Origin of the sequence: Maribacter arenosus, assembly GCF_014610845.1 — a bacterium.
Lineage (GTDB): Bacteria > Bacteroidota > Bacteroidia > Flavobacteriales > Flavobacteriaceae > Maribacter_A > Maribacter_A arenosus.
Genome location: NZ_JABTCG010000002.1, coordinates 287,557 through 304,289 on the forward strand (window position 1 = coordinate 287,557; position 16,733 = coordinate 304,289).

At 41.0% G+C, this 16,733-nt stretch carries 12 protein-coding genes; 9 read left to right on the forward strand and 3 right to left on the reverse strand.

Going from position 1 to position 16,733, the window contains the following annotated elements; all coding sequences use genetic code 11:
• Positions 1–90: 90 nt before the first annotated feature.
• Positions 91–1,101: a class 1 fructose-bisphosphatase gene (fbp, locus tag HPE63_RS06365; protein WP_188313420.1), complete on the forward strand. Its 1,011-nt coding sequence runs from the start codon at positions 91–93 to the stop codon at positions 1,099–1,101.
• Positions 1,102–1,145: 44 nt separating this feature from the next.
• Here the strand turns inward: fbp and HPE63_RS06370 are convergent, their stop codons facing one another.
• Entirely contained in the window at positions 1,146–1,568 is a 423-nt protein-coding gene (locus tag HPE63_RS06370; RefSeq protein WP_188313421.1) for a tellurite resistance TerB family protein, read from the reverse strand.
• A 105-nt stretch (positions 1,569–1,673) separates the two neighbouring features.
• On the opposite strand from HPE63_RS06370, the gene HPE63_RS06375 reads away from it, so the two are divergent.
• The 6 genes from HPE63_RS06375 to HPE63_RS06400 all read left to right on the forward strand — a co-directional run bounded on the left by HPE63_RS06375 (position 1,674) and on the right by HPE63_RS06400 (position 12,136).
• Positions 1,674–4,139 (forward strand): ligase-associated DNA damage response DEXH box helicase, encoded by a 2,466-nt coding sequence (locus HPE63_RS06375; protein WP_188313422.1) that lies wholly within the window; start codon positions 1,674–1,676, stop codon positions 4,137–4,139.
• Positions 4,140–4,142: 3 nt separating this feature from the next.
• Positions 4,143–4,775: a ligase-associated DNA damage response endonuclease PdeM gene (gene pdeM / locus HPE63_RS06380; RefSeq protein WP_188313423.1), complete on the forward strand. Its 633-nt coding sequence runs from the start codon at positions 4,143–4,145 to the stop codon at positions 4,773–4,775.
• Between the two features lie 54 nt (positions 4,776–4,829).
• The gene (mfd, locus tag HPE63_RS06385; RefSeq protein WP_188313424.1) at positions 4,830–8,231 is read left to right on the forward strand and encodes a transcription-repair coupling factor; all 3,402 of its coding nucleotides are present in this window, start codon (positions 4,830–4,832) and stop codon (positions 8,229–8,231) included.
• A gap of 69 nt (positions 8,232–8,300) precedes the next feature.
• Positions 8,301–8,654 carry a tellurite resistance TerB family protein gene (locus tag HPE63_RS06390; RefSeq protein ID WP_188313425.1) on the forward strand — a complete coding sequence of 118 codons (354 nt, stop codon included), beginning with the start codon at positions 8,301–8,303 and terminating at the stop codon, positions 8,652–8,654.
• A 164-nt stretch (positions 8,655–8,818) separates the two neighbouring features.
• Positions 8,819–10,738, forward strand: a complete 1,920-nt coding sequence (locus tag HPE63_RS06395; protein ID WP_188313426.1) for a CocE/NonD family hydrolase — start codon at positions 8,819–8,821, stop codon at positions 10,736–10,738.
• Positions 10,739–10,813: 75 nt separating this feature from the next.
• Positions 10,814–12,136: a TlpA family protein disulfide reductase gene (locus HPE63_RS06400; RefSeq protein ID WP_188313427.1), complete on the forward strand. Its 1,323-nt coding sequence runs from the start codon at positions 10,814–10,816 to the stop codon at positions 12,134–12,136.
• Between the two features lie 4 nt (positions 12,137–12,140).
• On the opposite strand, the gene HPE63_RS06405 is transcribed toward HPE63_RS06400, so the two are convergent.
• The gene (locus HPE63_RS06405) at positions 12,141–12,800 is read right to left on the reverse strand and encodes an aspartate kinase (RefSeq protein WP_188313428.1); all 660 of its coding nucleotides are present in this window, start codon (positions 12,798–12,800) and stop codon (positions 12,141–12,143) included.
• A gap of 65 nt (positions 12,801–12,865) precedes the next feature.
• A complete protein-coding gene (locus HPE63_RS06410; RefSeq protein ID WP_188313429.1) occupies positions 12,866–13,225 on the reverse strand; it encodes a YraN family protein in 360 nt (119 codons plus the stop codon).
• Positions 13,226–13,420: 195 nt separating this feature from the next.
• Here HPE63_RS06410 and HPE63_RS06415 point away from each other — a divergent pair, with 195 nt between their 5' ends.
• A complete protein-coding gene (locus HPE63_RS06415; protein WP_188313430.1) occupies positions 13,421–14,914 on the forward strand; it encodes a DUF1800 domain-containing protein in 1,494 nt (497 codons plus the stop codon).
• 10 nt (positions 14,915–14,924) lie between these two features.
• Positions 14,925–16,625, forward strand: a complete 1,701-nt coding sequence (locus HPE63_RS06420; protein ID WP_188313431.1) for a DUF1501 domain-containing protein — start codon at positions 14,925–14,927, stop codon at positions 16,623–16,625.
• Positions 16,626–16,733 lie beyond the last annotated feature (108 nt).

Genomic DNA, 16,733 nt, shown 5'->3' on the forward strand with positions numbered 1-16,733 from the left:
AAGTTATAAATTTACATTATCAAATTATTTCGAAACCGTTATAGTTTCACAAATTACCCGATATTTGTAATTAAATCACACAATTCAACCATGGTAGGTAAAAAACATAAAACATTAGGAGAGTTCATAATTGAAAATCAATCTTCATTTCAATATTCTTCTGGGGAACTTTCAAAACTGATCAATGCAATTCGCCTTGCGGCAAAAGTAGTAAACCACGAAGTGAATAAAGCAGGTCTGATCGATATTCTTGGTGCAGCTGGTGACACCAATATCCAGGGAGAGGATCAACAGAAGTTGGATGTCCTCGCGAATGACAGATTTATACAAACCTTGAAAAATCGCGAGATTGTCTGTGGAATTGCCTCGGAAGAAGAAGACGATTTCATCAGTATCAATAGCAATGATGAACAACATCAAAACAAATATGTCGTATTGATCGATCCTCTGGATGGCTCATCCAATATCGATGTCAATGTTTCCGTAGGAACAATATTTTCAATCTACAGAAGGATAACACCTGTAGGCACCCCTGTACAGCTTGAAGATTTTCTACAACCGGGCAAGAACCAGGTCGCTGCGGGATATATTGTTTATGGAACTTCCACTATGCTGGTTTATACCACAGGGGACGGTGTAAACGGATTTACCTTAAACCCGGCCATCGGTACCTTTTACCTATCGCATCCCGACATGAGATTTCCTGATACCGGTAAGATTTATTCGGTGAACGAAGGAAACTATATCCATTTTCTTCAAGGTGTGAAAGACTATATAAAGTATTGTCAAATGGAGGAAGGCGATAGACCCTATACCTCCCGATATATAGGTTCTTTAGTATCCGATTTTCATAGGAACATGATCAAAGGAGGTATTTATATGTATCCAAAGAGCAGCATAACGGAAAACGGAAAATTGCGGCTGTTGTACGAGTGTAATCCCATGGCATTTATTGCGGAACAGGCCAATGGCATGGCCATTGGTGGCCGATCTCGAATTCTCGATATTCAACCGACAGAACTGCACCAACGTGTACCTTTCTTTTGTGGAAGTAGAAAAATGGTAGAAAAGCTACAGGAATTCCTCGACAAATATAAATAAGTGGTTTACGCCTGTATTGAATTTTCGGCTTAAAAATGACTTGCCTAATGCTTTATTAGGTACATATAGTCTTCGAAATCTATTTTTCCCGAAAAAATCGCAATTGATTTTCCTATGATTTTGTCCGCCTTATCACTGGGAAAACCTAAACCAATAGCATATTTCTTCAACAAAACCATTTCATCATCGTCAACCTCATTGTCGGCAAAAATAATCTTGAAAAGATCGTACAATCGTTCCATTCTTTTTTCAAAACTATTTTGGGGATCAATCGGGTACTTATTCGATTTTTTCATGACCTCTTTAAATTCTGCTTCAGAGATGTCCAATTTGTTGGCAAATTTCTCCAAAAGCCTCATTTCTTGGGCATTCACCTCTCCATCCACAGCCGCTAAAGAAGCTATTGCGGCAAAATGGGCCAAATTTCTTCGTTTTTCACTATGGTTGTATAAATCTAAAATAGGCATGTTACTTCTTTTTATTTCAACAAATATAAATTTTTAAAAGTGATATTTTAGTCTGTAAATGATTATTTTCTCACAAACAATCAGCGTTAAAATCAGGATGATTCCATGAAAAAGGAGCCTAATTATATCATTGCCGAAGACTGGTTTGCCCAACAAAATTGGAAGCCTTTTGCGTTTCAAAAGCAAACTTGGAAAGCATTTCTGCAAGGGAAACATGGGCTTCTCAATGCCCCAACCGGGAGTGGAAAAACCTACGCGCTTTGGTTCCCCATTGTCTTGGATTACATCAACCACCATCCTGATTACAAGACGACCCATAAAAGGGGATTAAAGGCGATATGGATAACCCCATTGCGTGCTTTATCGCATGAAATAAAACAATCGGCAGAACGCGTGGCCCATGATTTGGGTACGGGTCTAACCGTAGGAATTCGCTCCGGTGATACGAGTACCAATGAAAGGGCAAAGCAGAAAAGGAATATGCCCGATCTACTGATTACGACTCCCGAAAGTCTTCACTTGCTATTGGCCACTAAGGGGTATGCAAATACTTTTAAGCATTGTTCGGCTATCGTTGTTGATGAATGGCACGAACTTCTGGGGTCAAAAAGAGGTGTGCAGACCGAACTTGGACTGTCCAGACTCAAATCGATTTCGGAAAACTTGAGGATTTGGGGTATTTCGGCTACTATTGGCAATTTAGAACAGGCTAGACAGGTATTATTGGGACCTGACTCATCGGCCTTGAAAAACTCCGTACTGATCAAAGCCAATCTTCCTAAGAAGATAACCGTCAAAAGCATCATTCCCAGCACCATGGAAACGTTTCCTTGGCGTGGGCATTTGGGACTTCGTTTGTTACCAGAGGTCATTCCCATTATCAATAAAAGTAGAACTACATTATTGTTCACCAATACCCGTAGCCAGTGCGAAATTTGGTTTCAAAAAATCCTTGAAAAGCATCCTGAATATGCCGGGGAAATCGCTATGCACCATGGTAGCATCAATAAGGAAACCCGACAATGGGTAGAACAGGCCATTCGCAACGAAAGCCTAAAAGCAGTCGTCTGCACGTCGAGTTTGGATCTTGGGGTCGATTTCGCCCCTGTTGAAACCGTCGTCCAAATTGGAGGAACCAAGGGTATTGCACGTTTCTTGCAACGGGCAGGTCGTAGTGGCCACAGACCTGGGGAAGAAAGCGTAATTTACTTTTTGCCCACCCATGCCCTGGAACTGGTTGAGGCCTCTGCGTTGCAACAGGCCGTTAAAAAAAACGCCGTCGAAGATCGCATTCCATATCTCAACAGTTTTGATGTATTGCTACAGTATCTCACCACTTTGGCGGTTTCCGATGGATTTTATTCCGAGACCATCTATAAAGAGGTTCGTAATACGTTTTGTTTCCAAGGAATTTCCGAAGAACAGTGGCAATGGCTATTGAATTTTTTGGTCTTGGGCAGTCAAAGTCTGCAGTCGTACGATGAGTATAAAAAAGTGGAGGTAGAAGAAGATGGTTTATTCAAGGTGCACAACCGTGGTATTGCCATGCGCCATCGTTTTCAGATCGGAACCATTGTAGGCGATGCAAACCTTACTGTGCGTTATCAAAAGGGTGGCTATATTGGTACTATAGAGGAGTATTTTATATCCAAATTGAAAGCCGGGGATGTTTTCACTTTTGCTGGTCGAAACCTGGAATTCATCCGCATAAAACAAATGCAGGTACATGTCAGGAATTCGAATAAAAAATCGACCAAGGTTCCGGCATGGATGGGCGGTAGAATGACGTTCTCCGCGCAAATGTCAGAATTATTGCGGAACGAACTGTATTCTGCCTCCCTCCCCTTTTCAGATCAGTCCATAGAAATTAGATCTTTAAAGACCATATTCGACAAACAGCGGGTGGATAGTATTGTTCCCAAGCCCGATGAATTTTTGATAGAAACCTTCGAGAGCCATGATGGGCACCACCATATCTTTTATCCTTTTGAAGGTCGGGCCGTGCATGAAGCCATGGGAAGTCTCTTGAGTTACCGTATTAGTCTATTATCGCCTATAACCTTCTCATTGGCCTTCAATGATTACGGTTTTGAATTGCTGTCTGACCAAAAATTGGATATACAAGAGATAATCGATAATAACCTGTTTACCACGGACTTTCTTTTCGATGATCTGCAAAAAAGTTTGAACTCGACCGAAATGGCAAAGCGGAAATTTCGCGATATTGCGGTCATCAGTGGCCTAATATTCACAGGTTATCCTGAAAAAGGAATTAAAATGAAGCATTTACAAAGCAGCTCACAATTATTGTTCGATGTATTCAAAGAGTATGAATCGGATAATCTTCTGTATCAACAGGCCTATACCGAAACCTTTGAGCACCAATTGGAAGAAGGACGCTTACGATTGGCCTTAGGGCGGATTGACGAACAAAAATTTATATGGAAACACTGTGGACAACCGACCCCGTTTTCATTCCCTTTGATTACGGACAGACTACGGGAAAAATTATCAAGCGAAAAATTGGCCGACCGTATAAAACGAATGATCGCTAAACTCCAGAATAAATAATTGATGACCCAAGGAATCCAAATACAAGGTCAAAACTTCATATTGCACCCGTCTGGATCCATGTTCTGGCAAGAAAGATCTGCCTTATTGATCAGTGATGTGCATTTGGGTAAAGTAAGCCACTTCAGAAAATACGGGGCTGCGATTCCCCGGGATGCCATTCAAGCTAATTTTGAATTGTTGGACGAAGTCGTAGATTTTTTCAACCCTGTTTGTATTTATTTTTTAGGGGACCTATTCCATTCCCATTTGAATACGGAATGGAAGTATTTTGAGGCTTGGGTATCCAAAGTACAGATCGAAATGATCCTTATCAATGGCAACCATGATATCATACCACCTCTTAAATACGAAACCCTAAACGTTCAAGTGGTAGAAGAGCTTATCCTTGAAACATTCTTGTTTACACACCATCCTGAGAAACGAAATGGACTTTACAACTTTTGCGGACATATACATCCGGCCATAAAAATCAGGGGAAGTGGCAAACAATCCCTTCGGTTCCCGTGTTTTTTTAAAAAACAAAATCAAATGATACTTCCTGCTTTTGGGGAGTTTACTGGATCCCATACCCTAAAACCTAAAAAACAGGACGAAGTCTTTGCCCTGGCCGAAGGGTTGGTCATAAAAATATAAACCATGCCTTGGGCAGCGAGTGACTTCAACTTATATTTGCACAAAATTTAACGGTTGACCCACAATACAATCCAACAACTGTTTGCACAGTCTCCACAAACACGGAAACTGCAAGCAGCTATTGCCAATACCCAACTTCCCGGCTCCGATTCAAGTAACAAAATTGCATTAAAAGGTCTGACAGGATCTGCCCTTTCCTTTGTAATTTCAAGCGTTTTCAAACATTCCGAACGGCCATTCCTTCTGGTTTTCAATGATAAGGAAGAAGCAGCTTATTACCTGAATGATCTAGAGATGCTTATTGGTGAGAAAGATGTGTTGTTCTATCCAGGTAGTTACCGCAGACCCTATCAGATTGAGGAGACCGATAATGCCAATGTGCTACTTAGGGCAGAGGTACTGAACCGAATCAATTCAAGAAAAAAACCAGCCGTCATTGTTACTTATCCCGATGCCCTGTTTGAAAAAGTGGTCACCAGGAAAGAACTCGAGAAGAACACCCTGAAAGTTAAAATAGAGGATTCATTTTCATTGGATTTTCTCAACGAGGTGCTTTTTGAATACCGATTCAAACGGGTCGATTTTGTTACAGAACCCGGTGAATTCTCGGTACGCGGGGGCATTGTTGATGTCTTTTCCTTCTCCCATGATTTACCTTATCGCATTGAATTTTTCGGGGATGAAGTAGATAGTATTCGAACTTTCGACGTAGAAACACAATTGTCTACCGAAAAGGTGAATAGAATCACCATAATTCCCAATGTGGAGAATAAGTTTTTGAATGAATCCCGTGAGAGTTTCTTAAAATACATCTCGCCAAATACCTTACTATTCACGAAAAATCTTGAATTACTATATGATCGGTTGGATTCGTTCTTTAGTAAAGCGCAAGAATCGTTCGCCAAATTGTCAAAGGATATAAAACATGCCCAACCCGAGGAACTGTTCGTGAATTCACAACTGCTAAAATCGCAATTGAAGCACTATGGCTTGGTAGAAATGGGAGGATCTGGCAAAGCCTCCAATTCCGAACCTATTGAAGAGTTGATTTTTAATACCAAGCCTCAACCCTCTTTCAACAAAAAGTTCGATTTATTGATCGATAACCTCAATCAAAATAGCCAAAAAGGGTATACGAATTATATCTACTGCGCTTCAGAACAACAGGCCAAGCGGTTTCATGACATCTTTGAGGAGGTAGACCATGATATACAATATTCTACGGTTATTTTTCCCATCTTTCAAGGTTTTATCGACGATGATTTGCAATTGGCATGCTATACAGACCATCAGATTTTTGAACGTTACCATAAATTCCATCTGAAAAACGGCTATGCCAAAAAACTGGCAATTACCCTCAAAGAACTCAATAAATTGGAAGTAGGGGATTATGTGACCCATATTGATCATGGTATAGGAAAGTTCGGCGGACTCCAAAAAATAGACGTAGAGGGCAAGAAGCAGGAAGCGATAAAACTCATGTATGGGGATCGCGACATTTTATATGTCAGTATACATTCACTTCATAAAATATCAAAATTCAATGGCAAGGATGGTGCAGTACCCAAAATCTATAAATTGGGTTCTGCTGCTTGGAAAAAATTAAAGCAAAAGACCAAATCACGTGTCAAGAAAATTGCCTTCGACCTGATTGAGGTATATGCCAAACGAAGGTTGCAAAAAGGATTTCAATACCATCCGGACAGCTATCTACAATTAGAGCTTGAGGCATCCTTTATTTATGAGGACACGCCAGACCAAAGCAAGGCAACCGAGGATATTAAAAAAGACATGGAGAGTGAACGACCTATGGACCGCCTGGTTTGCGGGGATGTCGGTTTTGGAAAGACCGAGGTGGCCATTCGGGCAGCGTTCAAGGCAGTCGACAATGGCAAACAAGTAGCCGTACTGGTGCCAACGACAATTTTGGCCTTTCAGCATCATAGGACCTTTAACGAACGACTAAAAGAAATGCCCATTACGGTCGATTACCTCAATAGGTTTAGAACGGCCAAAGAGAAACGTGAAACCCTTGAAAATTTGGAGAATGGTAAGGTGGATATCATTATAGGCACCCATCAACTTGTAAATAAAAATGTAAAGTTCAAGGACCTAGGCCTATTGATCGTTGATGAAGAACAGAAGTTCGGGGTATCTGTCAAAGATAAACTGAAGTCGATAAAAGAAAATGTGGATGTACTTACCTTGACGGCAACTCCCATTCCACGAACGCTACAGTTCAGTTTAATGGCAGCCCGCGATCTTTCGGTCATAAACACCCCACCGCCAAATCGTTATCCCATTGAAAGCCATGTCATCCGATTCGGTGAAGAGACCATTCGCGATGCCATAAACTATGAAATACAACGTGGCGGACAGGTTTTCTTTATACACAATCGCATTGAAAACATCAAAGAAGTGGCAGGCATGGTGCAACGGTTGGTGCCCGATGCCAAGATTGGTATTGGCCATGGCCAAATGGAAGGCAAGAAGTTGGAAACCTTGATGCTCGCTTTTATGAACGGGGAATTTGACGTATTGATATCAACTACCATTGTTGAAAGTGGGTTGGATGTTCCCAATGCGAATACCATATTCATCAATAACGCCAATAATTTTGGACTCAGCGATCTGCACCAGATGCGGGGCCGCGTGGGGCGCAGCAATAAAAAAGCCTTCTGCTATTTTATTACCCCTCCCTTTGACGTCATGACCACCGAAGCCCGTAAAAGAATCCAGGCACTGGAGCAATTCACCGAACTTGGCAGTGGCTTCAACATTGCAATGAAAGACTTGGAAATTCGCGGTGCAGGTGATTTATTAGGTGGGGAACAAAGCGGTTTCATCAATGAAATAGGTTTTGATGCCTATCAAAAAATACTGGCCGAGGCCATAGAGGAACTCAAGGAAAATGAATTTAAGGAATTGTACGATGAGGTTGAAGGGCATCATGAACCTATTTATGTGAAAGACACCCAGATCGATGCGGATTTTGAATTGCTGATCCCCGATGATTACATCAACAATATTACGGAAAGATTGAATCTGTACACTGAACTTAACTCCATCAAAGATGAGGGGGCACTACTGAAATTCGAATCGGAACTGGTCGATCGCTTTGGGGAACTGCCCATCCAGGTAGTTGACCTACTCAATTCTGTTCGTGTAAAATGGATTGCCAATAGTATCGGCCTTGAAAAAGTGGTGATGAAAAAAGGCAAGTTAATCGGTTATTTTATTGCTGATCAGCATTCCGCATTTTATCAAAGTACAATATTCACCCAAGTGCTACAATTTGTACAGACCCATTCGGGCCTTTGCAAAATAAAGGAAAAGCAAACCCGAAACGGTCTGCGGTTATTGTTGACCTTCGATAGAATCACCTCTGTAGAAAAAGCATTGAGCGCTTTGGCTCCATTTAAAAATAAGATTACAAAGGAAATAGCATCAACCTAGTTCTTTTGAACACCTCCAATGAACACATTATTTTGTATCTTCCACCCTTTCTAACCCACAATTAGAATTATGAATACTCCAACTTCGGGCTTTACTTTAGCCGAAAAACTAGCCATTGTACATGCCGTTGATTCTGTCATAATAGCGGATGGCACTGTACATAATGGTGAACTTACCGCCTTGGGCCAATTGATGCGCAGTATTGAGTTTGATAGTAATTTTATTCTACAGGCACGCAATATAACCCAGGAGCAAGCAAAATTGATACTGCGTGATATGACGTATGGGAAAAAGAAAATTTTGGCAACCATTTTGGATGAAATCGCCATTTCTGACGGCTTTGTGCATGAAAAAGAAACGGCTTTAATCACCGACATCTATACATTTATCGGTTTTGAACAAAAACTAAAGTCGGCCAAATAGCATGCTAAACCAACCGTTTTTGTTTTTCAAACCTTCTCATTCCATTCAAGAAGGGTATCCTTGAATACCATTATTTTTCTTGAAGTATAGAGGATAAACCACTAAAAATGACATTAGGGATTTACCTAAAATATCTATCTTTCAAGCGTGTTAAAAGCTTTAATATGTCAAGATTTATACTTGCGATTATAATTGCCCTAACCGTTGAAATAACCCTTGCCCAAAACAATGATTCCCTATATGTTCGCCAACATTATGACCTAAAGGAATACCGCATACCCATGCGGGATGGTGCCGAACTCTTTACGGTGGTTTACACCCCAAAGGATACTTCCAAAAAAGCACCAATCCTATTGAACCGCACCTGTTATAATGCTTCAAATTATACCGATTATGGGCTAAGTGGGTATCCTTCCAAATACCTATTGCAAGATGGATATATCCTTGTTTTCCAAGATGTCCGCGGAAGGTACATGTCCGATGACACCTTTGATAATATGAGGCCCAATATCCCGGGGAATGACCGAAAAAACAAAATCGACATAGACGAAAGTTCGGATACCTGGGATACTATTGATTGGATGATCAAGAATATCAAAGGCAACAATGGCAAGGTGGGTATGTATGGTATTTCGTACCCTGGTTTTTATGCGGCGGCGGCATTACCCGATGCGCATCCAGCGCTTAAGGCATCTTCTCCCCAAGCACCTATAGCCGATTTTTTCTTTGATGACTTCCATCATCAAGGTGCATTTTTGCAAAGCTATACCGCTGCATTTGCGGTTTTTGGATATCAAAAGGAGAGCTTGACCAGACAGTCTTGGTTTATGGATGAATTAAAAAGGTTTTATAACGCTCCCGCTTCGGATGGATATGATTTTCATTTACGCATGGGACCTTTAAAGAACATTACCGAAAAGTATCACTTTGACAACTTCTTTTGGCAGCAAATCGTAGATCATCCCAATTACGATGAGTTCTGGCAGAAAAGGAGCATAATTCCGCATTTAAAGAATGTAAGCCATGCTGTGATGACCGTCGGTGGTTGGTTTGATGCTGAAGATCTGTATGGGCCTTTATCCATTTACAAAACCATTGAGGCAACAAGCCCAAAGGCTAAGAATACCATTGTTATGGGGCCATGGGACCATGGAGGTTGGGCGAGGGAAAATGGCAAGACCACCCACAATCATATTTATTTTGGGGATAGTATTTCCACGTTTTATCAAAGGGAAATCGAACGTAACTTCTTTTCACACTATTTAAAAGACGAGGTGACCGCCCCACTTCCCGAGGCTTATATGTTTGATACGGGTATAAAAAAATGGAAAGCTTTCGATGCATGGCCTCCCACGGAAATAGAACCCATGGCCCTATATTTTGGAGAGAATGGACAACTGTCCATCAATGAACCCACGGATGAAAATACTGCTTTCGAATATATGAGCGACCCAAAAAAACCGGTCCCTTACACCTCACAAACAGAAGGACTTACCTTTACCCCAAGAAGATTCATGTCAGATGACCAAAGGCATGCTTCACGACGTCCTGATGTGCTTACTTTCGAATCTGAAATACTTTCGAATGAAAGGGTACTTGCCGGGGAGATTCTCGCAAAACTCAAGGTCTCGATGAGCGGTACCGATGCCGATTTTATCGTTAAGCTAATCGATGTGTATCCCGATGACCATCAGAATTATGAACATAATCCTAAAAACATCATCATGGGCGGCTATCAACAATTGGTACGGTCGGAAGTTTTTAGGGGTAGATTCCGCAACAGTTTTGCTAAGCCGGAGCCCTTTGTACCTGGGGAAATAAGCGATGTGGATTTTCGCTTACAGGATGTGCTGCATACCTTTAAAAAGGGGCATCGCATCATGATCCAGATCCATAGTACCTGGTTCCCCTATATTGACCGTAATCCCCAAAAATACGTAGACAATATTTTCAAGGCCGAGGAGGCGGATTTTATAAAGTCAACCATAAAAATCCATGGTTCCTCCACTATATTGATAGGGAATCCATTGGAATGTTGCCAGCCGCCTATGTTGCCACTGCAGGGGCAAATCATCAAAAATTGAATTTTCTGTCCGCCCTAATCCCAGTAAATACCCCCAAATTCGTAATTTGGACCGATATTTGATTTTATCCGAAATATGAAGAAACTACTATGTGTAATTACCTTTTTGGTCAGCATACAAATAACGGCGCAACGCACAATTTCCGGTACCTTTTCACCCGCTAGGGATTATAAATGGTTGATAGCGTACCAGCTTAGACCGGGAACACAAAGCTATATCGCCGAAACCGCGGTAAAAAATGGGTTGTTCAATTTAAAGATGCCGGAAAAGGCACTGCCTGGGAACTATAGATTGGTGTATGCCCTACCTCAAGAAAAGTTTTATTTCGATGTCATCTATAATGGAAAAGAAGATATAACACTTGCCTTTGACGCCACTAGTGGGGTTTCATTCTTTAACTCGAAGGAAAATATACTTTTCAATACGTACATTGAGGAAATTACTGGCCTTGAACAGCAAATGGCGGATTATTATACGAGCGGGAATACCGATAAAGCAACTTTTAAGACCCTGACCGAACAAATGCAACAAGTTCAGGATTCCTATGAAAATCGATCGGTGGGTACCCTCGCAAATAACTTCATAATGAGCAATAAGCCCTACATTCCAAAAGAAATACAGTCGGTCGATGAATACGTAAATGGCCGAAAAACACATTATTTCGATGCGATGGAATTTGAAAATCCTATTTTACAGGCTTCGGGATTTTTAACGGAAAAATTGCTCAACTATGTCTTTACCGCACTTCCGTTACAGGCCATGACCGATAAAGAAACACAGGAGGCCATAAATGTGAATGTTGATGTGATCAATGAAAAATTATCCAATGTAGGTGACACTTATAAAGCGCATCTTTTTTATAGCTTGTGGACACAAGCAGCGACAAGTGGCTACAATTTAACCTCTGATTATATCTACACCAGCTATCTCAAAAAACTAGCGACGACAACGGACAACAAAAATATTGTCGACGATATAGATATACACAATAGATTGCGATTGGGCGCGGTTGCGCCTAATATAAAATGGGAAAAAGACCAATCTACCTATGCGCTAAAGGAGATGGAAGGGGCCGATAATTATATCCTCGCATTTTGGAGCAGTACCTGTGGGCATTGTTTAAAGGAATTACCCGCCCTACAAGAAAAACTAAAAAATTATACTACCGTTAAAGTTATCGCGGTTGGTTTGGAGGAAGACACCAAGAATTGGCAAAAAGAATCAGCCAAACTACCTGATTTAGAGCATGCCATTGCTTTGGGCAAATGGGAAAGTGACTATGCCAAAACATACAACATACTAAAAACACCCACCTATTTTGTTTTGGATAAGGATAAGCGCATAATTGCCAAACCTGATAATGACAAGGAGGTCATTGAATTTTTGGAAAGGGATTAGTGCCCTAAAGCGTTTTAAGGTCTTTTATGGTCTTAAAGGCAATATCTACCTGGTCATCATTTACGATAATCGTAAACTCGTTAGTGGTTGAAATGACTTCGTACAGAATAATACCTTCCCAGGCCAATCGTTGAAAAATAAAATAATAGATTCCAGGAACAGAGACATTCTCAGCAGGAAGTTTTACGGTTATTGAAGATAGGTTGTTCGCCTTTTGGGTGCATCGTTCCGCTTTGAACAAACTTTCAACGGTACTATCCATGATATTGCTAATAACAATATTCATTTCGTTTACCCCTCTAGAAGAGGTATAAAAAACATCTTGATTGGAATGTATCTCCTCTAAAAGTTTTGCCTGTTGGGTAAGAATGGTATCAGATGCCAAAAATGTATAATCGGTTAAGGAGGAGCGTACTGTAATTTCCCCAATATTCTTTAAAACCTTGATAATTTTATGGGTGGCCCTAAACTCTAGATCGTCGGATAAACGTTTCAAGGCCATTACTATGGCCCCATTACGAATATCTTTCCCCAACTGCTCCTCAATCTCAGGTTTAACTATTCTAGAAAGTGAAGTGAGGTTAATAATACCTTGTGCCAGCGCACTTTGAAGAAAGGGTTTCTTCTTGATATATTGTTCAACAACCGACGATATTGTTTTCATGATGGAATAATTATTGGCAAATATAACATATTGTTATAAATAAAACAAATTGTGCAAAATTAAATCTAGAAATGGTAAAACGCACCCTCCAAATGTTCAATTTTAAAAACTTTTTTATTCTTAAGGATCGTGATGACATCAAATCGGACCTCAACATCCAAATCCCGTTCCGTTACAAAATGATCAGCTCCCATGACCAAAAGGCCTATTTTCTTCTTGGTAATGGTCTCCGCAATATTCTCAACAAAATCGGTACTTCTTGATCGCACTTCGATGATGGCCAAGGTATCTTCAATCTGGGCGATGATATCAATCTCGGCTTTAAGATACCTGTAATTCCTATACTTGACCGTATATCCCTTTCCAATTAAAAAATCGACCGCAATTTGTTCGCCTTCCTTACCAAATTCATTATGTCCACCCATTTCTTTTACTTAATTCTTATCAAAATGATTGCATTTCATCGAAAAAATATGACTTTCATCGTATATTTCAAACATATCACCGTTATTTGGAATGCATAACAACGAAAATACTTGGATTTACATAATATCCAATTGGTTTAGCCGTTAAGAATCTGCCCCCTACGCACATGAACGTTCTTAAAGCCTAAAATTACTATGGAATACTTCGTTAATTGTAATACCTCTACATTAGCGCCGTACACTACGCCTCTGGATAGGACTAGAGTAGCGCACTTGTACCGAAGATTGGGGTTTAGCGCCTCAGTGGAGACTATTAATCAAGCTGTCGGACTTTCAGCTGGTGCCTTGGTAGATACCTTGGTCAACCAAGCTATTAATATGGCCCCTACCCCGGCACCGACATGGGCCGATTGGAATAACAGCAATTATCCCGCGGACGACGATGCAGCCGGGCAACTTCGACGTGCACAACAGGCCGAATGGAGTCTTACCTATGCGAACGGAATGTTGAACAATAATCTAAGGGAAAGACTCAGTTTTTTCTGGAGCAATCATTTCGTTACTGAAATCGATGTTTATAACTGTAATTCTTTTCTCTATTATTATATCAATTGCTTACAGCGAAATGCCATCGGCAATTTCAAAACCTTTGTGAGTGAAATTGGATTGACCAGTGCCATGCTTTATTATTTGGATGGGGTTTATAACAATGGGAACAATCCTAATGAGAATTACGCAAGGGAGTTATACGAACTTTTTACACTTGGTGATGGAAACGGGTATACCGAAATGGATATCATTGAAACCGCAAAAGCGCTTACAGGGTATGTTGAGCGGGGCGAATTAGGGTGTGAAGCCGTTACTTTCGATCCAACCCGTTTTGACACCGGCAGTAAGACCATTTTTGGTCAAACGGGCAATTGGGGCTATGATGATGTCATTGATATCCTGTTTCAGCAACGACCCAATGAAATAGCGGAATTCATCTGTAGAAAACTTTACGAATTTTTCGTTCATCCCGACTCACGGGATGATGCCAATAATGCACAGGTGGTCATTGACGGTATGGCTAGTACTTTCGTTTCCAACAATTTTGAATTGGCCCCTGTCCTATCACAATTATTTAAAAGCCAACACTTTTTTGATGACGAGGCCATAGGCGTGATTATTAAAAGTCCATTTGATATGTACTTTAATTTTCTAAATGAATCTGGATTCGCTTATAATGACACTAATGTATCCGAACTGATCAATTACAGTGGGCTGCTCAGTCAACGCTTGTTCGACCCTTTCGATGTTGCAGGTTGGCAACGAGACCGTTCTTGGATCAATACGAATTTTATCATTGGTCGTTGGTTGACCATAGAATCAATACTTGAGAATTTCTATCAAGCCGATAATGAACAATTCAGGGCTTTCGGAATGGCCATAGTAGGTAATATTGGAATGACCAGTAATAATCCTGATGCGATTGCAAGACCGATCATCGATTTTGTGCTCTCAAAAGGGTTACTCACCGAACCGGACTATGAAAAGGCATTCGCGATTTTCAGAAGTGATGTCGATGAAACCTATTATGAAGGTGGCACTACCCCCACTTGGACCTTAGCCATGTGGCCACAAGCCGCATTTCAAGTGTATTTGTTACTTCAATATTTGGCAAGAGAACCTGAATTTCAACTTAAATAAACCTACGACTATGTGCGATACTCACGATACTACCCCATATAAAGGCCTTCAACATGATGGCCACGATCAAGAACATAAAGCTTGGAGCCGAAGATCATTTCTTCAGGCCATGGGCATTGCTGGCACAGGATCCATGATGTTGGGTGCCAATATGCTGACAGCATCTGCCCCTTCCCCATTGACCGCAGCAATAGCAGCTGCGGAAACCGACAATATTCTAATACTTATACGGCTCTCTGGCGGTAATGACGGACTCAGTACCGTAATTCCCATAGACCAGTATGATTCCTATGCCAATGCCAGGCCCAATATCTATATTCCTGAAAGTAAGATATTAAAACTTACCGATGAATATGGAGTGCCTTCTTACATGAAGTCGCTTGAGCCCATGTGGGGCGATGGCCAATTTAAGGCGGTGCATGGGGTAGGCTATCAAAATCAAAGCCTTTCACACTTTACCGGATCTGATATTTTTGCCAATACCGATTTGACCTCAAATGGTTTTCAGGGCTTAAATACAGGATGGATGGGACGATATTTCGAAAACATTTACCCAGATTACCTGATCAACCCACCGGCAGCACCTGCGGCCATACAGATTGGCCAATTCGGCAATTTGGTATTCCAAGGGGAAGAGACCAACTATGCCTTTGTAACCTCTAATATTGACCAACTGGAGGAAATCGCGGAATCGGGATTACAATATAGTTTGGATGATACTTTGTTTGGTAATTGTATGTATGGCGATCAGTTAAAATTCCTTAGGGGGGTGGCCAACACCACCTATGAATATTCAGGGCTCATACATGAAGCTTATGAAAGAGGCCAGAACCAAGTAGAATATCAGGATAATGGATTTGCCCGTCAATTGGCTCTTTTAGCACGATTGATCAAGGGTAATTTAGGCACAAAGGTTTATATGATATCCATGGGTGGTTTCGATACCCACGGTAACCAACCTTTGGCCCACGAACGATTAATGACCAATCTTTCGGTGGCTATAGACAACTTTTATGATGACATCGCTTTTACACAGCAAGATGATAAAGTATTGAGTATGACCTTTTCGGAATTCGGAAGACGAATATTTGAAAATGGTTCAAACGGTACCGACCATGGTAAGGCCGCTCCTACCCTTTTCTTTGGTTCCGGACTGAATGGAAGTGCTTTCGTTGGGGACCACCCGACCTTGGATAACCCAGACGGTCGTGGTAATTTGGAATTCACGATGGACTTTAGGGATCTTTATGCCACTGTTCTGGCCGAATGGTTATGTGTGGATATTCCTTTGGTAGAACAACATTTACTTGACCACCCTTATGCACCGGTAAACTTAGGATTCAATTGTAGTGGGGTTGATTTCCCTGATATTGTATACAGCGATGGTGAACCTACGTTACCAACAACAGAACCTACCCCCGAAACTCCTTTCGACCCGGAGTTATTGGATGCAATCGTACACAAACCGTTTTATCCTACGGACAGTACACCACATATTTACTTGGAAATGCCTTTTAGTGCCCATGTAGATATACAGTTGTACAATATTCTAGGACAAAACGTGGGAACCGTATTTAATGAGATGATGTTTGAAGGTTCTACCGAGATAAATATCCGTGAACGAATGCCAAGTCATTTATCCACAGGGAAATATATTTATCGAATAAATGTTCAGAACCAGAAAATGAGCAAATCAGTAATGGTTGCTTAACAACCCCCACTTTCTGGAATAGCCTCCGATACCATCAGCAATGATGGTTCGGGGGCTTTCCTTTTTTATCTAAACCTAGGCTGCACCGAGCAAAATCAGTATTTTTGA